Origin of the sequence: Sphingopyxis indica, assembly GCF_900188185.1 — a bacterium.
Classification (GTDB): Bacteria; Pseudomonadota; Alphaproteobacteria; order Sphingomonadales; family Sphingomonadaceae; genus Sphingopyxis; species Sphingopyxis indica.
Map to the genome: position 1 here is coordinate 1 of NZ_FZPA01000005.1, position 25,608 is coordinate 25,608.

13 protein-coding genes are annotated in these 25,608 nt (G+C 65.2%); all 13 read right to left on the reverse strand.

What is annotated here, in order from left to right; all coding sequences use genetic code 11:
• Positions 1–125: 125 nt before the first annotated feature.
• Entirely contained in the window at positions 126–761 is a 636-nt protein-coding gene (locus CHB69_RS08365; protein WP_089215562.1) for an OmpH family outer membrane protein, read from the reverse strand.
• The gene (locus CHB69_RS08370; protein WP_089215563.1) at positions 758–1,606 is read right to left on the reverse strand and encodes a SapC family protein; all 849 of its coding nucleotides are present in this window, start codon (positions 1,604–1,606) and stop codon (positions 758–760) included. Before CHB69_RS08370 ends, CHB69_RS08365 begins: the two co-directional genes overlap by 4 nt.
• A gap of 58 nt (positions 1,607–1,664) precedes the next feature.
• Positions 1,665–14,063 (reverse strand): filamentous hemagglutinin family protein, encoded by a 12,399-nt coding sequence (locus CHB69_RS08375; RefSeq protein WP_089215564.1) that lies wholly within the window; start codon positions 14,061–14,063, stop codon positions 1,665–1,667.
• Positions 14,064–14,253: 190 nt separating this feature from the next.
• On the reverse strand, positions 14,254–14,913 hold the full coding sequence (locus CHB69_RS19675; protein WP_170935486.1) for a hypothetical protein: 660 nt from the start codon (positions 14,911–14,913) through the stop codon (positions 14,254–14,256).
• 311 nt (positions 14,914–15,224) lie between these two features.
• Positions 15,225–17,012 carry a putative porin gene (locus tag CHB69_RS08385; RefSeq protein WP_212541905.1) on the reverse strand — a complete coding sequence of 596 codons (1,788 nt, stop codon included), beginning with the start codon at positions 17,010–17,012 and terminating at the stop codon, positions 15,225–15,227.
• A gap of 82 nt (positions 17,013–17,094) precedes the next feature.
• Positions 17,095–17,802, reverse strand: coding sequence for a TonB-dependent receptor (locus CHB69_RS08390; RefSeq protein WP_089215567.1), 708 nt, complete (start codon positions 17,800–17,802; stop codon positions 17,095–17,097).
• A gap of 334 nt (positions 17,803–18,136) precedes the next feature.
• The gene (locus CHB69_RS08395; protein ID WP_089215568.1) at positions 18,137–18,550 is read right to left on the reverse strand and encodes an ExbD/TolR family protein; all 414 of its coding nucleotides are present in this window, start codon (positions 18,548–18,550) and stop codon (positions 18,137–18,139) included.
• Positions 18,551–18,575: 25 nt separating this feature from the next.
• The gene (locus CHB69_RS08400; protein ID WP_089215569.1) at positions 18,576–20,312 is read right to left on the reverse strand and encodes a DUF2341 domain-containing protein; all 1,737 of its coding nucleotides are present in this window, start codon (positions 20,310–20,312) and stop codon (positions 18,576–18,578) included.
• On the reverse strand, positions 20,313–21,920 hold the full coding sequence (locus CHB69_RS08405) for a ShlB/FhaC/HecB family hemolysin secretion/activation protein (protein WP_245836636.1): 1,608 nt from the start codon (positions 21,918–21,920) through the stop codon (positions 20,313–20,315).
• A gap of 383 nt (positions 21,921–22,303) precedes the next feature.
• The gene (locus CHB69_RS08410) at positions 22,304–23,188 is read right to left on the reverse strand and encodes an AraC family transcriptional regulator (RefSeq protein ID WP_089215571.1); all 885 of its coding nucleotides are present in this window, start codon (positions 23,186–23,188) and stop codon (positions 22,304–22,306) included.
• A gap of 76 nt (positions 23,189–23,264) precedes the next feature.
• Positions 23,265–24,257 (reverse strand): FecR family protein, encoded by a 993-nt coding sequence (locus tag CHB69_RS08415; protein ID WP_170935487.1) that lies wholly within the window; start codon positions 24,255–24,257, stop codon positions 23,265–23,267.
• Positions 24,258–24,306: 49 nt separating this feature from the next.
• On the reverse strand, positions 24,307–24,852 hold the full coding sequence (locus tag CHB69_RS08420) for an RNA polymerase sigma factor (protein WP_170935488.1): 546 nt from the start codon (positions 24,850–24,852) through the stop codon (positions 24,307–24,309).
• Positions 24,853–24,865: 13 nt separating this feature from the next.
• Positions 24,866–25,501 carry an energy transducer TonB family protein gene (locus tag CHB69_RS08425; protein WP_089215574.1) on the reverse strand — a complete coding sequence of 212 codons (636 nt, stop codon included), beginning with the start codon at positions 25,499–25,501 and terminating at the stop codon, positions 24,866–24,868.
• Positions 25,502–25,608: the final 107 nt, after the last annotated feature.

Here is a 25,608-nt window from a genome sequence, read left to right on the forward strand (position 1 = left end):
CGAGCCACTTCCCGGTGCAGCAGCCCGTAGAAATAGACGGCGACCAACGCCGTCAGCACCACGCCCAGGCCAAAGCCTGCCGCGATAAGGCCGATTGATCCAAGCATGGCGCATCACTCCCGTCGTTATTGCCCATCGCTTGCTGGAGATGTCGCCGGCTGTTGCTGCGGAAGACGTTCACGCTCGAAGGTGATGGTCTGGATACGCGCATCGAGCAGCCGGACCACCTCGGCGGTGAGATCGTTCGCGAAATTTCCGCCAAGCGCCGAGTTGCGGTCGAACAGCAGGCCGCAGTTCCTCGCGCTATAGGCTTCGGCGATCACCGGCTGCGCCTCGTTGGCGATGCGCTCAAGCGCCTTGGCGCGGGTCGCTTCGATCTCGCGGCTGTTGTGGGCGGCTTGTTGCTGAAGCGCCTGCCACCGCAGTGCGAGTTGCTGGCGGCGCTGCTGGTTCTCGGCATTATCGGGCTGCCCTTCGAGCGCGCGCGCTTCCGCCTCAAGCGGCGTGCGCTGGGCGTCGATCTCGGCCTGCGCCGCTTGGGTCAGTTCTTGAAGCCGGGCGCTGGCGGCGCGGCCGACGGCCGCATTGGCAAAGATCGCCTCGCGCGAGAGCAGGCAGACGCCGGGCACGACCGGACCGCCGAGCGACTGGGCTTGCGGCTGCGGTTGCTGGGCGGGCTGTGCATTACCGCCGATGGTCTGCGCATGGGCGGCGCCGGCGCTTAACAGGAGGGCAGCGGAGAGGACGATACGGACAGTCATGCGGAGACCTTCTTCTTCGATTTGGAGGTTGCCGGGGCATCAGGCTCCGGCACGGAAGCCTCGTTGGCGACCGGATCGGTCGCAGCAGCGGGTGCGGACCTCCTCGCCTGACGATTCAACAGGCCCTGGAAGCGCTCCAGCGAAGCCAGGTGGAAATGTACCAGCGCCAGCCACCCGTTTCCGTGCCAGTCGGCAATCGTGCCGGCATCCAGCTTTGCGAACTTCTCTGCATCGACGACCTGGAAACCTTCCAGCCCGAGCTTACGCCCGTCCGGCAGGGTGGCGTCGGCGCGCCGATCGATCAGCAATCCTTGCGCCTTGAGCGCGTCTGCGAAGGCGCGCGTTGCGTTCGCGTCAGCCCGGAAAGCGTCGCAGAACGCGAGCACCTGTTTGGTCAGCTCCGCCGGTTCGCCGTTCTCAAACAGCCGTATCCCTTCATCCCCCTCCTTCACGACGCGATCGGAAGCCGCGTCGATGGCCAGAGCGAAGCCATCCGGATTGGTCGTGGCGATGAAGCCGAAGGGATAACGCCGCACATAGGCAGGGACATAGCTGTCGAGCGCCCAGCAGCCGTCCTCGACAAACAGATTGCGACGTTCTAGACCGAGTACCGCGATCGGCTGCGCATCGCCGGCAGCGAAGACGACCGGGTAGCAGCGCGCCGCCGCCGCCAGCTCGCCGACGACGATGGGAACATAGGGCGCCTCAGCGGCGAAGCCCGCGTCGCCGTCTTTCAGGCGCCAGTCGGCGTGAACTTTCGAGGAGAGCGGTTGGGGATCGCGGTAGAAGAGCGGCAAGCGCGAGGATGCCGCTTGGGGCGCCTCGGGCGTAGTTTGAGAAGCCATTCAATACTCCGTGGGGATAGGATGCGAGGGGTGGCCGGGATGCCTCCCCTCGCGTGTGTTATTCACCAAAGCCGAGGAAGCGGCTCGTGATGATCGACGGAATGTCGCGCATCGGCTGCGGCCGCGAGCGTTCTGCAAGATCGGCCGCCTGGGCCGCCACTGCGCTGGATGCCGACGAGGCGGCCGTGAGCGCGCCGGTGTTGACCGCCGCGACCACCGGAATGCCGGTCGCCTCGCCTTCCACCTGGATATTGGCGGCGTTGAGCACCTGGAGCGCGGCGAGGTTGATGTCGCCCGAGACGCGGATGCCCGCTTCGCCGGCGTCGATCACACCCAGCGGCGCGATGAGGTCGACATCGCCCGACGGGATTTCCGGAAGCGGCGCCAGCGTCGCGATACCGGCGCCGGTGCTGGGGACCTGCGGCGAGAGCGCCACATTGCCGATGTCGTCATAGACACGCCGTGGCGGCGTATAGAGCACGGTCGTATTGGCGCCGCGGCCGGCGTTGATGTCCCCGGCCGCAGACCAGCCGAAGATATCGCCGCCGAAGGTGGTGAAGATGCGAGACAGGCCGAGCGCGATATCGCCCTGGCTGTAGATCTGCACATTGCCGGTGCCCTGGGTCAGAATGCCGTTATCGCCATTTTCCGGGCGGATCGCATCAAGACCCAGCGTGACCCCGCCGCCCGGCGCGAGCATCTGGATGTCGCCGCCGAACTCGGTGCGGATCATGCCGGCGGTGCGGCCGGTTGAGAACTGCACGAATTCGCCTTCATAGGGCGAGGTGCCTTCCTCGCTGTCGATGCCGGGAAACAGGGTTTCGACCATCTGCCGGCCGCGCAGGTACGAGCCGCGCCGGCCACTCTCGATCTTGCCGCTATATTCGCGACCGCCGATGCGCAGCTCTTCGTAGTAGATGTCGCGCAGGAAGATGCGCTGGTGCTCGGGCGCGAGGGCGTCGAAATAGGCCAGCGCCTCCTCGTCGCTGCCGAACTGCTCGGCATCGGCGGGATAGCGGCCTTCCAGCCACTCGACCAGTTCCTCGGTATAGACCTTGGCGACCATGCCGTCCTGATCGGCCAGCGGCCGTTCGGGATCGGCGAGATTGGCCGGATCGAGATAGGCATCGCGCACGGCGGCGAAGTTCGGTCCTTCAACGCCAGCGCCAACAGTGACGGCAATGTCCGCGCCGCCCGTCGGCGCGCTGCTGGCATCGGAACCGATCCGGCCCAGCGAGCGCAGCACACCCTTGTCGTCCTGGTAGAAGCTGCGGCCCGCATTCAGTTCAATCGTGCCCGGTCCCGCGACCATAGCGTTGATCCAGATCAGATCACGGCCGGCATCAATGATCGAGATGTCGTCGGCGAAGCTATGCAGGAACAGAGAACCGGAGCCGCTGAAACTAGGCGTTCCCGAGCCGAGGCCGACAATATCGCGCCCAGCCCGGATATAGGCCGGATAACCGGAGAAATAAGACAGTTCCTGCGTGGTCCGGTCAGTCAGAAGCGTACCGAAATTGGCGTTGATGATATCGCCATCCCGCGCATAGATCAGCACCGGATCGACCTTCTGGGTACGGGCAACGGCCGTATCGGCGCCATGCGCAAAGAGATCGCCGTATGTGTAGTTCCCCGACACATTGGTGAGGATCGGATCGCCCATCTGATTTTCGGGCAGCACGCCCCAGGCCGGATTTCGCGGCGTCGCCAGTGCGGACTGAGGCGCGCCCGAGGTGCGAACCCAGAGGTAGTAGATGGTGTCGGAGGCAAGGAATTCGGATGTGCCGTCGTCGGACGGCATGAGATCGATGCTGTCGCCGCCAGCCACGCGCCCCACGCCATAGAGGCTGCCGCCCGCGGCAATGGCACTCAAATGAGCCGGCCCCTGATAGCCGCCGAAATTCTCCGCACCGACCACCAGATCACCACCAGCCGAGAACATGTTCACGCGCGTCGAATTGGTGAACTGGGTGAACCAGCTCTGCGTTGCACCAATCTGGCCGTCGACTTCCGCACCCACCAATGCAGGCGTAGTCTGCAAACCGGGATCGAAAACCGTGGCCACCATGTCGCCTCGGCTGTTCAATGTGGCTACACCGTCCCCCGGGAAAATTGTGAGCGCTCCGTAGCCGTCCGTGTCATTGAACTGCGAATAGCTGTCAGGACGGGGGTCCCGGTCGCTCTCCATGTTGTTGACTTCGAATGTCTTCCAGACCTGCCCGATGGACCCTGCGGTGACGTCGATATCGCCGCGCAGATTGGTCAGCGTTCCCGGAAGGTAGGAATCAATGGCCCCGTTGCTGGCCTGCACCGGATTGATCTGGCGACCCACATTCAGCGACAGATCACCGCCGCCCGTCCGATGAATTGTGCCATCGGCGTCGACCCAACCGGATGATCCGACCGCCAGAGCGAGCGCGCCGCGATAGGCGGTATTAGTCACATATTCATAGGCACCGAAATCGCGGCCAGCGGAAACGGTCAGATTGCCGCCACCCAGCGTGCCGATTCCGTCGAAGGTTGGCAGGTAGCGCGCTCCCGGACGTCCTGCACGGTCGTCCATCTGGCGCGCATAAGTACCGAAATTGATCCACCAGGCTGTCTGCTGGCCGAGTTCAGGCGCCCCCTGATGCCACAGCCAATCGCCAACTGCGTGGTTGGAACGGTTTTGTGTGCCAAGCTGCTGTCCCGACATGTGGCCGAACATATCGCGCCCAACATCGACCGAGACATGGCCGCCGCCGGTCGTGAACCAGGGCTGATACCCAGCGACCGCCTCCTCATATTCGGCGAAGTCGCTGCCGAGCACCGACCCATCGGCGAAAGTGGCGCGCGGTTGATTAAGCGCGCCGCCCGGACGCGTGGCTTCAGTGTCGATCCAGGTGCCAGCGGTGTAGATGCCGAAGCGCGAGTCCTGACGATAATCGCGCGCCGCGATCAGGTCGAGGTCGCCTGTGCCGGTACGAATGACGCTGACACCCTCATACTGCTGATCGGGATCATAGGCAGTTATTACCGAGAAGGGATTGTCGAGGATCATATCCCCAACGCCATCCTGCCGCACGGCGCGATAATCAGCGGACGTCAGATTGGCGCCCGCCACCATGCGCATATTCCAGCTCTCGGAGCCGGAGGCGAGCATGGGCGCGGTCGTCCATATGGTCTGCTGAAGAGTTTCTCCGCCGAACCCGGCAGTCTGCAAATATTGCGGCAGTATAGTCCCCGCTGGCAGAGTGATGGCCGTATCGGCTTCTGCCACACCTCCCGCAAAGATGCCCGTCAAGTCGGTGCCTGCCGGGATGGTGAGATTCTCGATATAGATCGTGGCCGGCACATAGCTGCCAGCTTTCATTACCGTGCCGACTGGCACGGACATCTGCCCAATCGTCGTTCCGGCGGGAACGGTGCCGGAATACATGATGCCCGTTGCCGTATCCTCCACCGGATAGGGCAGGATCATATCCGCTGTGAGTTCGACGTTTCGGAAAATCGGATCGCGCAGGGTAATCGTCACATCCAACACGACGGTGGAACCGGAGTTTACACGAGTATTCCCTGTTGTCGTGATATCGAAAGGCAGTTCGCCGCCATATCGGTAAATATTGCCTAGCGACCAGCCGGGGCGCAGTTGGAGTTCTTCCGGGAGAACGAAGTCTTGGAGAAGCTGTCCACGGCTGTCGACAATGCCTGAACCCGGATCATAGTCGACCTGGACTTCATCATCCGGCGTCACCAGTGGTAGGCCGAAGCCATCGTTGATATTGCCATTAACGATCAGATCGCCGCCCGCGCGCAGCGAGACGACACCGGCAAAGCCGCTGCCCCTCACCGCCGGATCGACATCCGGGCCGTAGCGATAACCGGAAAAGTCGAGATCGTCGGCCACGCGCAGATTACCGTCTTCGCTCGCGCTGACGATTTCGATGCCGGGGCGGACCTGGAGCGCACCACCCGTCGCCTGCCGCAGCCCGGCGAGCCGCGACTGGAGCGCACCATTAGCGAGCGCGCCGTCGACGAAGGCCGTGCTGTCGCCGTGCAGGCGGTCGAGATAGGCCTGGTCGATCACCTGCCCCTCGGCATCCTCCGGATCCGCCGGTGCATCGTCATAGCGCCAGAAGCCGTTGACCGCGACGCGCTTGGCGCCGTCCACCGTCAGGCCGCTGCCGGTATCGACCGCGACGTCATTGCCGCGCGCGCCGCCCAGACGGCGAGCGTTGAGATCGATGGTGCCGAGCGCCTCTCCGCCTGCGCCAACGTCCATGGCAACGCCGTCGCCCAGGACGAGGCGGCCCTCGCTGGAGGTCAGATCGATGAGCGCGCGGTTCGCGCCCTCGATAGCGCCACCGTCGCTGTCGAGCCGCAGTTCCTCTCCGCTGGCGTCGAGCACCGCGCCATCGGAAACGATCAGGTCGTCGCGGGCGCTGAGGCGGATGCTGCCGGCATATCGGTCGCCGCCGCGCAACGTGCCGTTGACCGTCAGATCGCCGCCATTGGCCGTCACCGAAATATGCTGCGCCTGCACCTCGCTGCCGATGGTGAGATCGCCTGCGCCGGTCTCGAACCGGCGCAAATAATCGAAGCCGCTTGCATTGAGCCGCTGGTTGAGCCCGACGAAATCGACAATCTCGCCTGCGCGCACGTCGACCGAGCCGCCGCGATAATCGGCGCTGTCTTCATCGCCTTCGGCCGGTGTGTGGCCGGCAATCAGCGTGCCCGCCAGATCGACGCGGCCTTCATTGGCAATGGCGGTGATCGAGCCGCTGTCGCTGTAATCGGCGGATACGTCGATCGTGCTGTCCGCCGACTGGAGGATCGAACCGCCGAGGCTCGTCAGCACCAGATCGCCACCGAAGCCGTGGCGGACTTCCTCGAAGAACTCGACCGGCCGGCCCGAAAGGTCGATCACCGCGCCATCGGCCAACGTCAGGTCGCCTTGGGAGCGCACTTCCAGCAGGCCGCTGGGCGCGGCAATGGTGCCGGCAATGTCCACCGTTCCACCGGACAGGCGAATTTGCGCGCCGAAGTCCTGGTCTGTCAGGTCGACATCGCCCGCATTATCGGGCCGGTGGACCAGAAGGTCGCCGCCGGCATTATAGGCCATGTTCGACCCGGCCTCGCCGGTGAGCAAGGCAGTGGTCAGCGTCAGATTGCCGCCAGAGAACGCATCCTCGCCGATCTGTTCGCGATAGACGCTGAGCGAGCCGGTGTAGTTCGATGTGATCCGTTCCGACGCGGCGAATTCCACATCCTCAAAGCCGAGCATCAATTGCGGCCGTTCGAGATTGGTCGCGGGGTTCAGAAATGCACCTTCGCCATCACCGAACAGCACCTCGCGCGCATCGACACGGAAGGCGCCCGCGCCGGTACCTGCGCCTTCGGGGATGACCGGGCCGGGCTCGGCCACGAACCAGTTGGTGACCGAGGTGTTGACATATTCACCGTAGATCAGCCCTGCCAGCGTGAGACGGTCGGTGCGAATGGTCGCCGTGTCGCCCTCGTCACCCAGACCGTAAATGGCGGGGCTGATTAGGCTCATCGACGCGGAGGATTCGCCCGTCGCCGGATCGAAGGTGTCGAGCGTGACATCGCCGATGAAGTTGATCGAGTTCGACGCCTGAAGGCGCAGATTGCCAAAGCCTTCACCTTCGGATGGACGCAGCAGCCCATCAAGAATGGTCTGGCTGAGCTGCCATCCGGGCGACAGAACGCCAGCAGCAGCCGCGTCGGCAAGCGCCGTCTCCTCGCCGATATTGATGTCTTCCACCACCAGCAGCAGATCGCCGGCGGTCAGGCGGATATCGCCCAGTTCCACGCCGCCGGGGCCGACCAGTACGACCGAGCCGTCCGACTGGAGCGAGGCCCCATCGGCGATGGAGATACTGCCGTCCCCCAGCGCCTGGCCGAACGACAGCGTATCATTGCTGACCGCGACGAGACTGTTGCCGGACCCGCGAAAGCCAAGCTGGAAGCCGTTCTCCAGCGTCCAGCCCGCTTCGCCGAGCCCGCGTGTGTCGATGCTCGCATCGTCCTCGATGACAACCTGGTTGGCGCCGGACGTGCCGCCGAGCAGAACCGTACCCGCTTTCAGCTCGGAGCCGGAGCGAAGGACGATATTGCCGCTAACGCCCAAGCCAAGGTCGCTTACGCCGTTAATGGCAAGGCCCATCACATCTGCGCCGAGCGCGTTCAGATCGCTGTCGCGTAAGGTGACGTGCTCGCTGGACGCTTCCCCCTCAGCGCCCAGCACTTCGATCGGCGCGCCATAGAAGTTGACCATTCCGCCTCGGCCGCCTTCGCCCGCATCGTTGAGCAGGGTGCCGTCAAAGCTGAAGCTGGCGTTCTCCACATCCGTGTTCGTGATAGAGAAGCCATAGTCAAAGCCAATCGGCCGGACATCGGCGGGCAGAAAAGCGTTGAGAATGCGCGGATTGCCGTAGCGGGCCATCTCGGCCTCCGCCCATTCCGTCATGGTGGTCATGTTGTAATCGGAATGCTCGCGCAGCGTCTCGCCGGACATCACCATGACGTCGCGGGGTAGCGCGTCGTAAACGTCGCTGTTCGCCGTCCCCATCCGCGCCGTGGTGCGGATGATGCCCGCCGTGGTGGAGGCGCGGCCAGCATCGAACGGTACTTCCGCGCCCAGTTCGACGCGGAAAGCGCCCGGCATCAGCGCATATTCGGCCGGCAGCAACGTATAGGTGCCCGCGGGCAGGCCGGGCACATCGTCGCCGATGGTGATCTGGCGGCCCAGCGGCACATCGCCGAAGGTCGGGTCCACCGGCGCATAGCCGCTCTCATAGCCGGGCAGGATCGCATAGACCTCGCGGCCTTCGGCGCTGCCGTAATAGGGGTTGCTGTTGCCGAGCGGCGTATAACGCAGATCGACCGATCCGCCCCGGCCAGACCGGAATCCCGCCCCTTGCAGGGTGCCGCCGCCCGTCACATCGATCACCGCGCCTTCTTCCGCGATGAAGTCGCTGACGCCGAAGATCAGCCCGCCATCGGTCCGATCCTGCTGTTCCGTCCGTTGGGCGCCGATGTAGTCGAATTCGACCTCATCGCCGTTATATCGATACTGGATGCCATCGACCGTGCCGCCATATGGCAGGACGAGGCCTTCGGCCGAAAGCGACGTGAGGCTACCCGACAGTAGCGTCACTTCGGACACCGGATAGCGGAACAGATAGGAGGGGAAGTTGCTCCCCATCCGGCTGTTGCCCAGCACACCGAACGATATCTGGCCAAGCGGCGCGAACAGCGCGCCGCCTTGCTCGATCTTCGGCGCGAGAATGAACAGCTTGCCAAACGCCGAATGCGGCGTCGCCAGCTCTCCCGATCCGTAGCGGCGGAAGCGGACCACCGCATCTTCCTCCGCCTCGCCGCGTCTGCCTTCCGGCCCAACACCGACCTGAATGCGGCCAGCGGCATGGGTCGTCGGATAGAGCCGCTCGGCCGTCAGGGTCAGCTCACGCTGGGCCACGAGGCCGCCATCGGTGAAGCGCATGTCCCCGCTGCTGATAAGATCGACCGAGGCAAAGCCCGGCAATTCCACGTCCGTGGAGCCGCTGATGCCGGTGCTCCGTGTGGACTTGCCGCCGAAGATCGTTGCCCCATCCACGATATCGATCAGGTCCGCTTCGGCCACGAAGCGGCTGTTCGGGTCGAGCAGCGCCGAACCAACGTGGTTGGTATCGTTCAGGCCGGGGAAGTAGCCCGAATTGCTACCGCTGTCGCTGCCAGGCGGCACAGGCAGCGGACCGCGCCCGCCGAAGCGGATATAGGGCGCGGCAATATTCACGCTCGCATCGAGCGTATCCTGCGACAGCGAGAAAATGCCGTGCGAAAGATTGATCGACCGGCCCAGCGCCAAGTCGACATCGCCTTCAAAGCGGATTTCATCGCGCGACCAGATCGACAGGCTGTCATATCCTCCGGCCTCGATCTGATCGACGCCCAGCACCATGCGGCCATGCCCGCTCGCATCCTCGGCAGTGGAACGCTGAGCGCCGATCGTCACCGTGCGCAGCGGATGGGCGTCCGTCTCGCCGCTGGCGAAGGTGCCTTCCAGCATAATGTCCAGCGTGCCGCCAAAGGCGTTCTGTCCACCCGCGCGGGCATCCACTATGCCATCGAGGACGATCTGGTTGTTGCTGCTGATCGCCAGCGTGCCGCCATCGCCGGCAACCGCCACGCCCGACTTGCCCGGATAGATGTCGAGCAGCGTCTCCTCGCCGCCCGAAAGGTCGAGATAGGCCCCTTCCTCAATATTGATGGCGAGAGCACTGACTTCGTAGAGATGGGTGCTCGGATGACGATAGCGCTCATCGGACCCCAGATTGATCCTACCGCCATCGCGCACCAGGCCGAAGCGGCGCCCTTGCACGTCGGTGGTGACGAAGCTGTCCCCCGAAACATCGAGCACGGCATTTTCGCCGACACGCAGCATCACCGCATTGCTGGCGCCGACCGAGGTGCTGGCATCGTTGACGAGATTGATCGTCCCGCCCGGCGCAATCAGGCGGCCGTCGATATCCATCGATCTGAGGCCGTTGCGAACATCGATGGTCTGGCCCGGATCGACACGGATTTCCGCATCGCGTTCAATGGCGATAGGGCCGGAGAAGCCATCCGTATCAGGATGAAGCGCGCGCAGCGACAGGCTCGCGCCGCCGCGCTGCGTGAGCGTGCCGGTCTCGACATCGGCCATGTAAAGCGGCGGGGTCCACAGTTCGAGCGCTGCCATCGGATCGCTGCCGGTGGGCAGGTCGATCATCCCGTCCGCGGCGCGCCACACGGGCCGCTCGACCGCGATCTGCGTGCCTTCGGTCACGACCAGCCCCTGCTGGCCGTTGATCTCATATTGGGCGAACCCGTTGTCGAACAGGTCAGTCGAGATCTGGCGCGTTTCCTTGACCGCGACATCGCGCCCGAAGGTCTGGCCGGGGCTGAGGAAAGTGCCCTCAGAAATGGTCAAATCGTCAGGCAACGTCTCGCCAGCACTGTAGCTGACCGTGACAGGGTTGAACCTCGGCACACCGGACGTGAAGGCATCTGTCGGAAGCGTGTAATCCGTCAGCGCATTGAGGGGCACGACCATTTGCGAAATGCGCGACCCAGCAGGAATGGTCGGCGGATTGGCCTCACCAGCGAATACTTGCGCAACCTGTGTTGCACCGCTCGGATCGCTATAAACAACCCGGATATAGCTGGATGCTGGGCTGGGCAGCTCCCAGTCAGCAGCGACGGGGATGAAATCATCTTCAACGCCGCGGGCGTTAAAGTTTACAAATGCGTCACCGAACGTCTCGCCCGGCTGAACATGCGAGCGCACGAAGCTGTAATCGAAGAGAATGGTGTCGCCGGCGGCGAAATTCACATCTTCGGCCAGCGTCAGCATGACTGGCGCCGTCTCGCCCGCACCAAGCGTGCCGTTATTCTCCAGCAGTTCGCCGCCGATGGAGACGGCGCCGCCGGAATCGATCGTCAGCGTGCCGGCGCCCGCCGCGCCATAGCCGAGAATGTCGCCATCGAGCGTGATATTGGCGTCACCATGCTCGTTCGTCGCGCCCACCCGCATATTGGTCCGCAGCGTCACATCGCCGCCTGTGCCGCCCGCAAAGCTGCGGTCGGCCAGCAGCGCCGCGCCGGATGATACGTCGACCAGCGCGCCTTCGCCGACCGAGACCAGATGGGTGGATTCCAGCGTGACCGAGCCGCCGTCGATATGGGCGAGCAGGCCGGCGTCGCTGCCATCCTCCAGCGCATTGACCCACAGGCCGCGCATATCGAGCGTGACTCCTTCGCCAACCGCGATTTGAGAGCTGCCGTCGATCAGCGCCGCGCGCGGCGTGGTTTCGACATAGCGCGCCAGTTGCACGGCATTGGTGGCCAGCACGCTGCCCGAACGGGCCGTGACATCGGCATTGATGCCGATATCGGCGCCGCGCAGCACTAGCTCGCCGCCATCCGCAAGCGTGAGCGCGCTGTCGATGCCGATCATGGTGTTGGTGTTGAGTTCCAGCCCGCCCAGCGCGAGATCGTTCAGATAGCCGGCGTCGAGCCAGACCGTGCCGGTGCGATCCTCGCTCACCAGCCCGCCTTCGCCAAGGGCGCCGCCGAGATCGGCAAAATCACCGACCTGAATATCGCTGTCATAGGTATAGCCAAGAGAACCCAGCGCCGCATTGCCGCCGACGATCAGCGATCCGGCTTTGGCGACCGTATGCGCGCCGACATCGTAGCCATCGGTGATGCCGTCGGCCCGCGCCTTGGTCTGCCACTCGCCGTTGACGACCTCGGCGACCACTTCGCCTTCCATCAGCACGGTCGGCGCGGAAAGGATCAGCCGGCCGGCATCGCGCCCGACCGAATAGCCGTCCTCCCAGCGCGCATAGCTGCGGCTCGAGAAAAGCGGATGCGAATAGACCTCGGTATAGGCGGCTCCCCAACGTTCATGCTCGCGGGTGAAGGCATTGCCATAGCCGACGACTTCGACCCCGGCCGGAAGCTGGCCGATATCGTAGAGCTTGCCGTCCGAACCGAGCACGCGCGAGGAGCGGACCCAACCGGCCTGATAATCGAGACTGCCGCCCGAAACATCGAACACCGCGCCTTCCTGCGCGACGACTTCTCTTGCCGCGAATGCGATGGTCCCGCCGACGGCGGTCCATTCGCCGATGCCGTGCTCCATATTTCCGACATGGCCGCCGACTTCGAGGAAGCCGCCGCCCGTGTACCAGCGATCGCCTTCATAGCCGCCGGTGCCGTCGGGCAGCAGCACGAGATCGCGCACATCGATCCAGACATCCTGGCTGCGCAGCTCGTCATTTTCCCGGTTGGCCGGGCTGTCGCGCATTTCGTTGCCCTGGATGTTCACCAGGATGGAGTTCGATTCCATATCGAGCGCGACGCCCTGGACGCCCGAGACGTCGACCAGCGCGCCATCTTCCACGGTGATGCGGCCGTTGACCGCGCCTTCCGCCGGGCTGTCGACACCGACGGCCTGCACCGCGATCTGTCCGCCTTGCGCGCGCGTCTGCGAACCGCCTTCGAACAGGACATTGCCGCCGGTGACGATTTCGATACGCGAGAGATCGAGGCGGTCGTCGAGCAGGGAAAGATTGTCGAACCCGCCGGTGACGGAATCCAGATGGCGGCGCGCATTGGCGTCGTCCGATTGCTCGATCAGCGCATCGCGCCGGCTGTTGAGCGCGGTGTCCTCGCTTTCCAGCTCGGGCATGACCGTCGTGAGGCTGTCCGCACCCAGCGTCACCGAACCTTGCTCATCCGATGCGGAATTGAGCAGGTGGATCGTGCCGCGCTGATTGACGCTGGTGGTGGCCAGCGCGACGCCATCCTGGCGGATGGTGCGGCCCGTCAGGGTAATATCGCCCTGCTGCGCTTCGATCAGACCGGCGTTGACGACCGTGCCGCTTGTCGATTCTTCGTCGATGAATCCGCGCACCTCATTGCCGCGTGTGGTCGAGGAAGAGTTGCTCTCGGTGCCATAGCCCTGGCGGACGATAAAATCGTCGCCCGCGGCGAGCAGGGTCTGCCCCATGGGCGTGGTGATCGTGCCCTCATTGGTCACCTCGGTGCCCATGAGCAGCACATAGCCGCCGCCGGCGGTCACCGATTCCGGCGCATTGGTGCTGATCTGCGCACCGGCCTCGACCGACACCGCGCCGCCCGCGTCGGTGAAGGAGGGCACATAGTTCTGCCCGGCGAGGTTCGAATAGATCCCGCTTTCGAGGAAAGCGTCATTCGTGATGTCCGCCGTCGTGGCGACAAGGTTGCGGACATTCACCTGGCTGGCGCCGCCAAAAATGATGCCGTTCTGATTGAGGATGAGGACCGTGCCCTCGGCCTTGATCGAACCGAGGATCTGCGATGGATCGGCGCTTGCGCCGGTGACGCGGTTCAGCGCCACCCAATCCGCGCCGCCCTGGTTGAAGGCAAGATCGGTTTCGCGGCCGACATTGAAGCTGTCCCAGGTGAGGATGGCCTTCTGCTCAGTCTGGTCGATCGAGACATTGGTACGGCCGTCCTCGCCCTGGCTCTGAACCGGGCCTTCGGCGCCGATCCACAGGCTGGGGTCCAGCTCGACGCCGTTCGCCACCTGCAATCCGCCTTCACCGAGGCCGTTGGGCACGTTGCTCTGCGCAGCCTGGGCGGCGGCGCGGGCGGCAGCCTGCGCGTCAAACATCTGCTGGCGCGTCTCGGCCGCGCGGCGGAACGCCTCGATCGCGCGGCGGCTCGCGCTGTTGGTTTCCGCCGCGCGCGCGGCCTGCTGCTGCGCGGCGCGGGCGGCGGCCGCAGCAGGGTCGACCCCGCCGCGCCCGTTCGCGATCCGCCCGCCCGAGCGGTCCTGGGCCGCGGCCACACCAGAAAGCAGGAGAGAACCGATCGACGCCCCGATCAGAAGTTTGGTGCGGAGCGAAGGGGCCTTGGCGGTCATGAATGATACTCCATCATCTTCGGGGCCGCGAGAGGTGCGGCCGCATTCTGTTCAAACGGGGTGACGGCGACCGGAATCGCGGCGTCGGGAAAGGGACAAGCGAAGCGGCCGAGCCGCGGCGGCGCCGTCGAGCGCGCGCGGCATTCGGTTTGCTCGCGAAGGAATTCGGAGAGAGGGCTCCGCCTGGATTTCATGGCCGGAACCCTCCGCGCGGCATCGGCGCCGGACGGTTCGGCCGCTGCGGATGAACCGAGTTGCCGAGCGCATTGCCCATACGCAGCCGGGTCGCGGTCTGGTTGGCGACGCCGGTCTGCACATCGGGCGAGGTCGCATCGATGACGGGCGTCTCGATCGCCGAGCGCGCTTGCGCCTGCGCGATGCGTGCCGCCGCCTCGAGCCGCTGGCTCGCGCAGTCGAGATGGCCGGCACGATAGCCGCCGACATCCACTTGGACACAAGGTTGCGGCGTCGTGTCGCCCCCAATCCGCACCGGGTCTTGGATCTCTGCCGTGGCGGCATCGGAAGTCTCGTCAGGCGCGGACCGTTCGGACGGGGTTTCCTGCGCCCAGGCGCCGCTGCCGCCCAGGGACAGCGTTACCAGTGCTAGCAGGCCGGAGCGGGCAGCTTGCGGGAGTTTTACAAGCCCCGCACCGGCCTGCCGCTTTGCCGCCTGGCAAAGCGTGACGAACATCTGTCCGATAGAAACTGACTCGTTCAGCCAAGCCAAAAGGTCGCGGGTGCGTGCAAAGGGGAAGCGCGCACCCGCGCAGGCCAGTGGAGGCTTGGCGGCAGAACCGCATGCATCGGCGGCATGCCGGTGCTCCTCTGCTCGCGGCAAGGAGCCTTGCATCGTCGCGGCGGGCCGCACGGTCTGGCGGCCGGGCAGGCCGGCTCGGGCGCGAGGGTCGCGTTCCGCGCACGAACCGGCCTGCCATGCGGTCCGTCCGGGAAGGGCATCACGGAGCGGACCGGTTCCGGTTCGGCCAGGCCGGAACCGAAGGCTAGAGATATTCTGCAAATATTGCGACGCCCACGCTCCCATGGCGACCCGGCTCCGCCCAATGAGGGGGACGGACGGAGCCGGGCCACGACGCCTGTCCGCGCGGGCATGTCCGCGCAGACGGGCCGAGAGGATAAGGAGCGTCGCGGTCGACATCGGCCTCAGAACCGCGTCAGCAGATCGACGAAGCCGCGATCGACCGAGAACGGCGCATCGGCGATTTCCTCGGCCGACATCCAGCGTGCGCCGAACAGGAGATTGGGCGCGATCGCGTAATTGCCGCCGATCTGCCAGCCCTTGGCGTTAGTCCCGCCGATGTGGAAATCGCTGTCCGCAAAGGCGTCGAGCACCGCATCGGATTCCAGATGGCGGTAGCTCAGCCAGGCGTTCCAATCGCCCGCGCGTGCCCCGGTGACATTGCCCTGGCCGGCATCGAGCGCCGACCCGATCGCAAGCCGGACGTGCCAGCCGGTATCGCCGCCCGCATAGGGGCCGTCCACCGTGATGGTGCCATTGGCGTTGTCGGGATCGGGGATGGTGATCTGCGGACCGAGATTGTTGACCGCGCGCGCCGTCAGCACGTCGCGGTCCCAGCCCAGATTCTTGACGAAGTCGCCTTCGAGCCGGACGCCGAAGCGGTCCGACGGCCGATATTCGAGCGCGCCGTGGATGTTGAGGATCTCGAACTTCGACGCCAGCCCGAAATACTGGTTCTCGGGCAGCAGTGTGGGATCGGGCGCGCCCTCATAGATAACATCGCGGATCGGGAACATGGTGTTGCCGAACTGCTGGAAGGCCGGGCGCGAGGCGTCGGTCGAGCAGGTCAGCTCATACCAGTAGCAGGGGTTCGAGACCTGTCCCTCGACATTGTCGAAGTGGAAATAGCCGCCCGCAAGGCGAAGATTGATCTCGTTGGTGGGGCGGAATTCGAAGCCGGCCTGGGCCGCGAACAGATATTTGTCCTGGCTTTCATAAGGGCCGCCCGTCCCTTCGGGCGCATTGCGCGAGCCGAAGTTGAGATCGGTGTTGAACACCGGGAAAGCGCCCGCCGTGCCGAACAGCGCGAAGCTGTCGCCGACATTGCCGCGTCCCGACACGGCGATGCCGTCGAAGTTCATGTCTTGGTCGAACAATAGCTCGGAGGTCCAGAAGGGATTGCTGAACCGGCCGATGTCGATCGCCGTGCTTTCGGTCGGGGTCAGTTGGATCGATGCGCGGTCGAGCCAGATTTCATAACCGCCGCCGCCGAAGGTTCCCATCGTCTGATTGGTCGAGACGGGTGAGCGCTCATTGCCGGTCGCGATACGCACATCGGCCGAGACCCAATCGGCGATCTGCGCCTTGAGGCCGAGCCGCGCGCGGAGCTGGAAGCGATTGCGATCCTCAAGCGTGTTGAGGAAGGGCGGCGGGATGTATGCGGGATCGGAATCGTTGATGTTCTGCGGATCGCCGCGATTGATCGCACCGAAATCCTCGAAGATGTCGGCATTGCCGTCATCCATGAAAATGCCCTCGTAGCGGGCGCGAACATCACCATAGAGCGAGATGCGCCGGGTCCATTCCGGCGTCTCGCCGGGGCGCGACCAGCCTTCGGCCTGGGCCTGTTGTCCCAGTTCCTCGCGCAGCTCTTCCTTGATCTGATCGCGCACCACTTGCGGCACATAAGGAATGGTCTGGGTGCCATCGGCCGCGACGCCGCCGGGCGGGACCGGCGGCTGCGACGGAGCCTGCGCCTGTTGCGGCGCCGGCTCGACCACTTCGGCCTGGCTGATGATCGTATCGGCGTCATCCTGACTGATCACGCCGCGCGCGACGAGCAGTTCGAGGATCTTCTCGCCGTCGACACGGCGTTCCTGTGCCGCCGCGGGCGAAGCGATCAGCACGGCGCCGGACGCGCAGGCCATCAGCATGGCCTTGAGCCGACTGGACGATTTGGAAAGGCGGTTCATGATTATCCCCTTCGAGAGTGTGGTCGCTGGGTGCTGAGCGGACATGCATCAGGCTCCCGGCGTTGTTTGTGGGTCGCGTCGCTCATGCTCCGCTCCGGGCGTTGAGTTCGATCCGCATCACCGGCAGGCCGGCGGGCGGACGCTGAGAGAGTTGCAGGCCGGTCAGCACTTCGCGCAGCCGCCGGTTGCGGCGGTCATCGCCGCCGCCGATGACGCGGACATTGGTGATGCGCCCATCAGGACCGACAGTGACCGCGAGCTGGACGCTATAGCGGCCGCGTGACAGATCGCGGTCGGACTGGGCCGCCTGGCGAATGCCGTTGAGCGCCACAGTAGCGTAGGCTGCGAAGGCATCGCCGCCGCCGCCGGGCCGTCCACCGATCCGCGTGCCGCCACCATCGCCTGCCGCAAGGCCGTAGTTCGACGGACCGGCACCCTCGCGTGCTGTCAGCGCATTGTCGCCCGGCGTCGGATCGCTGCTCGCCTCGGGCGGCGGCGTATCCATCGGCTGCTCGATCGGCGGGGCCACGGTCGGTTCGGGTGGCTGCTCGACCTGCTGCGGCTCGGGCGGCGGTGGAGGGGGCGGCGGAGGCGGCAGAACCACCGTCGTCGTCTTCCTCTCATTGGGCCGCTCGGTGATCGTCTCGCTCGGCCAGAAGCTCCAGACCAGAACCAGGACGAGGCCGACCCCTACTACGACCAGAATACGGCCGAAGGTGAGCGGAGACTGCCTGCGGCCCCGATCAGGCCCATTGGGTCCGCCGGGAGCAATCAGCGCGCTAGTGGCCATGATCGCCTCCCTTGCCGAGAGTTCGAGGCCCGGTGCTCGGCATCGCCATCCAGGAGATTGCGAGCCGCACCGGCAGCGCCTCCACTTCGGGGGCTGGTTGAGCTGATCTCGCCGAGTTCTCGGTTATCCGCCCGGACGGCGTTTCCCGCGACGATTGCCACCACGCCAGCAGCACGGCGATCAGGAGAACGCATAGCGCGAGGAGCAGCATTAACCGCCAGGGGCTGCGCCGCCTGTGATAGCTGGAGCGCGTAATGCGCACTACCGGCCGCCTGTCTCTTGCTCGGTCGAGAAGGCGCAAGATGCGAAGTCGCATGGATCATCACCTCTCCCCTCAGGCTCCGCCCGGCGGGCGCGTGGAGGCCATGCCGAGGCTGGGCACCCCGACCTTCGAGCAGATGTCGAGCACCTGCATGATGCGATCGTATTGCACCGCACGGTCGCCGCGCAGGATCACCGCGAGGTCAGGCGTGGTGGCAATGCTGCGCCGCAGTTCACTCTCCAGTTCGGAGAGCGAGACCGGAATGGCGTCGATCGACACCGTCCCGTCATTGCTGACCGCGATCACCCGCGACTTCTGCGCTTCGAGCACCTGGGCCGAGGAGGCGGTGGGAAGATCGACCCTGATCCCCTGAACCGCCGCCGTGGTCATCAGGATGAAGATGATGAGAAGCACCAGCACCACGTCCACGAACGGGGTGATGTTGATCTCGTTGTAGGGCTTCTTGCCCCCGACCTGCATAGCCATGGCTCAGCCTCCTATTCTTGAAGGCTCAAGCGGCCTGCGCGGCGGGAACGTCCTGCCACGTCTCGGCGATGCGCTTCTCCAACTCGTCCACGAAAATCTCATGGTCGGCCGTGATCTCTTCGATGCGGGAGAGCAGGTAGTTGTAGCCGAACAGCGCTGGGATCGCGACCGCAAGGCCCGCAACCGTCGCCAGCAGCGCCGCCGCCATGCCCGGTGCAATCGCGCTGATGTTGACCTCGCCTGCCATCGCCACCGAGGCGAAGGTGATCATCACGCCCATTACCGTGCCCAGAAGGCCGATGAACGGACCGCCGGAGATGGCGATGGTCAGCAGCACCAGGCGGGCATGGAGCTTCTGCCCCTCGCGCACCCGGCCGGCATCAAGCGCCGAGCGGATCGCCGCGACCGAGTTGGCGCGCAGGGCAAAGCGCGATTGCGACGCGCGCCCTTCCTGCAAGCGCTCGGTCAGCTCGCGATTACCGATCCGGTAGAGGCGCGCCAGCGTCGAACCCTGCGCCTTGGGACCGGCATCGAAAGCCGGCAACCCGTTATGATCGCCCGCGCGGCGCGATATCTGCCCATAAGCATCGAGGAACGCCTCGTTCGCCTGGCGCACCCGGCTGATCAGCAGGCCCTTGCTGATCATGATCGCAATGGCGATAACCAGCATGAACGCGCAGATGATGATGACCACCCAGGCGTCGAACATCAGCGAGGAGAACAAGAGGCCCCAATAGCCATGGCCGCCGCCGGTCGAGACCTGCTCGGCGGTATCCGCCATCAGCAGGCGCGCGCCCTGGCCTTCGGAGGCCGCGGCAAGCTGGAACGCCGCCACCGGCAGCGCGGCGCCCGCGACCCGTAGCTCGTCGATCTCGCCGGCAAAGCCGAGGCCGAGCTGGGCCGGCCCGCTCGGAGCACCGAGCGCGCCGGGAACTTCGCCGGCGGGCTGCCCGCCGATGAACAGCCGCGTCGCCTGGCCGTCGTTGACCAGCGCGACATGGGCATAACTTCCCGTCTCCAGCGGAGAACCGGGCGAGCGCTCGCCGTCCTGCTCGATGAACAGCTGGCCGCCTTCGAGGATCAGGCTCGCCGCACCCGGTAGCGCAAAGAGCGTCCCGTCGCTCTCAGGCTTGACCCAGAAGCTGACCGACAGCGGACCGCTGCCAAAGGCGGACGCAGGCAGCGTGACCGGCGCCGTGCCGTCCAGCAGCAGGCTGTTGCCGATCAGCCCGCCCGCATTCCGCGCCTCACCGCCACTGGCGTTGTTGCCGCCCGCGGTCGCATCCCGAGGGGCTCCCTCGTTGTCGAAGTGATAGACCGCGCGGTAATCGGGACCGAAGGTGCCGGCCACGTCCTGCGCCGCCTGGGCTTCCTCGTTACCGTAATAGGCATAGATCGCCGCTGCCTGGCCGGGCTGGATGTTCTGCACATCGACCCAGACCAGCGCCTGTTCTTCGGCCGGACTCCACTTCTCGATGTGGAAGGTGAGCGGCGTGCGATCGTCGCCCGCGACGAAACGCAGGTCCGAGGCGTCCGCCTTCACATCGGCGAAGTTGAAATTGCCGGTATGCAGCCGCACCAGCACCGGCGCGCGCATGACCTCGCCGGTGACCCCCGCGGCTTGCGTGTCGATATTGATGCGCGTGCGATAGGCGAACTCGCTGTCCCACCAGGCCATGGCCGGCGAAGCGAACCCGACCGTCGCCGCAAGCGCCATCGCGCCCCCGACCACGGTCCTTTTGAGACGTGTGAAGAGTGACATTTAGAATTCCCCCCAGATGCGGAAGCGGGTGAAGATTTCGCCGGACTCGCTCTCGGAGCCGGACACGAGCGGGACGCCGACATCGACGGCGCCGTTGAAGTAGCGGAAGAGCTTGATGCGCCCGCCGAGGCCGACGCTGGACAGGCCGAAGTCATCGTCCTGGCCGCTCAGCGGATCGTGAATTCCGCCAAGCCCGGAATCCCAGAAAGCGTGCAGGCGCAGCTCATCGATTGGCCCGCCAAGGCTCGGCCCGAAATCCGGCGAGCGCAGTTCCGTCTGGATGGCGAAGCCATAGTCGGCGATGTGCTCGGTCTCGTAATAGCCGCGCACGCTCGACATCCCGCCGAGCGAGAAGCCTTCGTTCGAGATCAACGGATCGGGCGACCACTGGCCGGTGACATTGGAATGGAACTGCAAGCCCGCCATCACATCTTCAGTGTGGCTCGCATCGAGCTTAACGGTGAAGAAGCTCGCCCGCGCATTGTAACGCTTGTCGTCGAAACGCCGCCAGCCATCGCCAAGTCCGCGGATGCCGAAGACGGTCGAAAGCGTGATATCGCTGCGCGTGCGGTCCGTGTTCCAGTCGCCGCGCCAGCTCGCCGTGATCGGAAAATATTCGATCGGCGCCGAGGCCCGGTCTGAGCCGAGGAGCACATCCTCCTCGAAATCCTTCCAGTCCATGCCGAGCGTCAGCGAATGATAGAAGCCGTCGCTCGATCCCAGCGAACGGATCAGGCGCACACCGGCCATATTGCCGCGGCCGATGACATTGGTGCCGCCGACAACCGCGATATCGCTGTCCGAATGCACGCCATAGAGCAGGAGCTGCGTGCCCGTGCCGAGGCGCATGAGATAATTGCCCGAGATCACCGTGCCGTCATCGGTACGTTCGGGCGCGGTCTGCGCTGAGATCGACAGGCTGTCGCCGCGCCCCCACATATTGTCGTAGCGCAGGGTGCCTGCGACCCGCAGGTCGGTTGTTGCCGCCGAATTGAAATTGTTGATCTCGGCCGAAGCATGGAACGGCGAGCTTTCCTCGACCGTCAGCACCACATCGAGCGTACCCGGCGCTTCGCCTGCGCGCAGTTCCGGCGTCACGCGCCGGCTCGGGTTCTGGTTGAGCGCCACCACGTCGCGCTGGAACTCGGGCAGGTTCGGCGTCGTCCCCGGCGTCAGTGACGGTGCCTCCGCGCGAACCGCGTCGGCATCGCGCGCGCCTTCCACCAGCACTTGGCCGATCGTCTGCGGCTGCACCTCCAGCTGGAGAATCCCGCCATCCACCGACTGTTCGGGAATGAATACTGAGACGGCGATATAGCCGGCATCCTCGAATGCCTGCTGCAAGGCGGCACGCGCCGCCTCGACATCGGCCTCGGTGCGGTCGGGCCCCATATGCGGATAAACCGCGCGCTCGACCACCTCGGGCGGCAACACCTCATTGCCGCGCACCTGGAAGGCGCGGATGTCGAACGTCACTGCCGGTTCGGCCGCCTCCTGGGCGAACGCCGGGAAGGCGAACAGGCCGATCAGCGCGGTCGTCGCCAGACGCGTCATACGCATCTTGCCGGACGTACCCGTGACGCCGCGCCGTTCTTTGCTTCTACTCATCAAGCCCCCGCCAAATTCACTGCATCGCCAGACCCGTCGCGTTCGCGACAGACGAAGGACGCCATCCCGCCCCGACCGGGTGAAGGATGAACGTCCTCTCTCGCCGCGCCGATTAGCGAGGCGGGAAAAGTTGGGTCAAGTTAAGGATCAGAGTTGGCAGTGCCAGTGATGCATTTTGCTCCACAGGGAACGGCAGTGTTGCAGTTGTATGAAGCTTATCGGCAATTCAATGAGCAAGGATCACGGAATCGCTGTTAATCTTGATTTCGCAGTTTGCGCGACATCAGCGAATCACATCGGAGATTTATTTATTTAGAGCGCAGGAGTATTCTCGACCCGTTCCATTTGAAGGGCCGATCGCTCAGTGAAATCTTTGCGCCGCGTTATCGGGCGCTGTGCACCGCCAGGGCACGCTCCCGCGTCGGCGTCTCTCCGAAGCGACGACCGTAAGCCCGTGCGAAGGCCGAGCCACCGACAAACCCGAAGGCGCGCGCCAGATCGTCGATCGACCGGCTCTCCGTGCCGCTCACCAGCGCGCGGCGGGCGGCCGTCAGTCGCACGTCGCGGACGAAAGCGGCCAGGGAGGTGCCAAGCACGTCCTGAGCCTGCCGCTGCAGCGTCTTGAGCGTCATGCCCGCACGATCGGCGACGGTCTCGGGTGCGCAATCGCCCTGGAATTGGTGCAGGATGTAGTCGACGGCTCGCTCAAGCGCCGGCGCCGACCGCCATATGCCGGTCTCGCCGATCCGGTCGAGCGTGGCGACAAGCGCTTCGCATGCCGCATCGCCGTCATCGGGTGCGACTAACACACCATCCTGAAGATCGCGGCCCAGTATGCAGTCGGCCGACGCCAGGACCGCGCGAACATCGTCCAGACCCGTCAAAGCGCGGGCTAGGCGGCGGGGTCTCGAATAGTGCGCGCAAAGCCATCCCTGAAACCGTGAGCGCGGCAAACGCAGCAACGCGACTTCGGCGCCATGCGGTGTGCGCAGCTCCACATTTGCCGACTGCACCACGAGGCCGCGCCCGGGCGTCACCGGCACCGACGCCTGATCGCTGCTGACCCGGATGGGGTGCCGCAGCGGCGCCACCACGATCAGCCAGTCATCTTCCGCCGGAATCGATACGACAGCAGGAGGCGTCCGGTGCAGATCAAGCCGCGCGCAAGGCGTGCCCACCGCACCGCGCACCGGCGCCGGCCAGGGGCGCGGCGCGGACGAAACCGCCTGCGGCGGTGATATCGATGGTGCGGTCGCCAAAGCGCCCATTGTCGTCTCCTCTATTCTGGAGACACACGAGCGAAGGGCCGACGCAAAAAAAGATTCAGCGTCGACGACCCGCCGCTCAGGCCAACACGACCACGTCTCCTGGAAGACGCGTCACACGCGCGCCAAGACCCGCCCGAACCTGCTCGATGACTTCATCGAGCTGGCCGAGGAAGAAGGTGCCGTTGATGCGCCGCTCGCGCAGAGCCGCACTGGCGATAACAATGCGCCCGGGACGATAGCGATTCACCTCGGCAATGACATTGCGCAGCGGTTCCTGGCGGAACACCAGCTCGCCGCGCCGCCAGGCCGTCGCCACATCCGTATCCACCCTCTCGAGCGTGTGGATGGTCGAACCCGAATAGCTCAGCCGCTGCTCGGCGCCGACCCGATGGCGCTCGGCGCCGACCTCGACCAGCACTTCGCCGGAAAGACAGGTCACCGACACATCGGCATCGTCGCAGCGCAGAACGAAGCGCGCTTGCCGGGCGATCGCACGCCCGTCCGCCGCCAAGGCCACGAGCGGCGCGGCGTCCGCCGGGAGTGCTGCAGCGAGGAGTACCTCGCCGTCCAGCAGTTCCACGCCGTTCGCTCCAACCTCGGGCCGGCGCGCCATCCGCGTCATGGTATTGAGTTCGGCCGACACCCCATCGGCCAGCGCTATCGTGCGACGCTCGCCCTTTGCCGTAGCGAAGTCCGCCGGCTCCAATCCCCAGATACTCGCCATTCGCCCTCCGGCGAACACGGCGACGCCCGCAGCCGACGCCGCAACGGCGCCGGTTAGCAGTGCGCGGCGGTCGAGGCCGGTCTGACGAGGCTTCCGATGCGCCGAGAGGGATATGACCGATGGCTCCGGCCCGGCGCGTTCCGCCGCCGCGACCGCGCGCACCGCATCACGCAGCCGCACCGCTTCCCGGAACGCCTGTTCATGGGCCGGACTGCGCCGCCGCCAGGCGCGCAGGGCGTCAGCATCGGCGTGCGTCGCCGCACCCGACGTCATCAGCAACACCCAGGCGTCACCTTCTCGGATCAACGCTTCGTCCACCATCAACTCATCGTTCCACTCGATCATCCACCCCATCGTCTCTCGCAACGCTTGCCACGCGCCCGAGTCCCCATTCCTATGACATTCGCCGGTCGCTTTCGCGCAAAGGAATTACCTTCGGCGCGGCCATTTCTTCGCGGAGCTGCTCCAGCGCGAGCCGCACCTCATGCTGCACCGTGCGCACCGAAACCCCATGACGCGTCGCCAGCTCCGCAGACGGCACTTCGTCGAGCCACATCGCCACCAACATCGTGCGTCGCCGCTCGGGCAGGCGCGCCATGGCAGCAGCGACGGCCTTGCGATTGAAATGCTGCTCGGCCGCCGCCGCCGGATCGACCGCGTCATCCGGAATGTCGAGTATCGCCTCGACCTCTTCCATGCTGAGCATCCGCGTCTCGCGCCGGCGGCGATTGGCGGCGATGTTCATCGCCATGCGCAGCACATAGGAGCTGGGCTGCTTGATCTCGACCGCAAGCTCGGCCCGGTCCAGCCTGACGAAAGCGTCATGCAGCGCCTCGTCGGCCAGGTCGCGCGATCCCAGTCGATAGCTCAGCCGCGAGACGAAATAGTCGTACCGATCGCGGATCGGATTGCGCAGGTTGCGGCGCGATGCATCGCTCACGATCTCGCGCCCCTTAGCTCTGTCCCACGCGAGCCGGCACCGTAAAGCCAATGGGAAGCATTACATCCATGACTTCGGGCAGGCTCGCCGGGATTAGGGGCAAGGGCTGCGCGCGGCGCACGGTGTCCATCGCGGCGGCATCGAGCACCGCAATGCCGGAACTGTCCTCTACCCAGATCTCGCGCACCGTGCCGTCGCGCAGCATGACGAAGCCGACATAGACGACGCCGCCCTGACGCGCCGCCCGCGCTTCGTCGGGGTAATATTGATAGGGCCGGATATGGTTGAGGACGCGATTGCGGAACGCCGAATAGTCCGCCGTCGAATGATACGCCGCCAAAACGCCCGGAGGCGAGCCGCCACCAGCCTCATGGGCGGGTTCGGTCGTGGAAGACTCTTGCGAAGGCGCCTCCGAGACCGGAGTTTGTTCCGGGCTTGACGCGGCTCGCGCAGGGGCCGGCGCATCTTCCCCAACCTTCGCCTCCCGCCGAAACGCATCACCAGATACGAGCGTAATCTGGACCGTCTGCCGCGCATCGCCGCGATTGTCAGAGGTTGGCTGCGGTGCGGACATCAAAAAAAGCGCCGCGAACAATGCGGCGTGCAAGGCGCAGGAAATGACCCCGCCGACTATCTCATTCCTCGTCATCGGATAAGCGCAAGTCCGGCAGAGTCCCGATCCCTCAGGTTCAGGACGCTAGCGCCCAATAAGGGCTGAACTGTTACGGTTAGATGACATTCATCCATCCTGTGCCA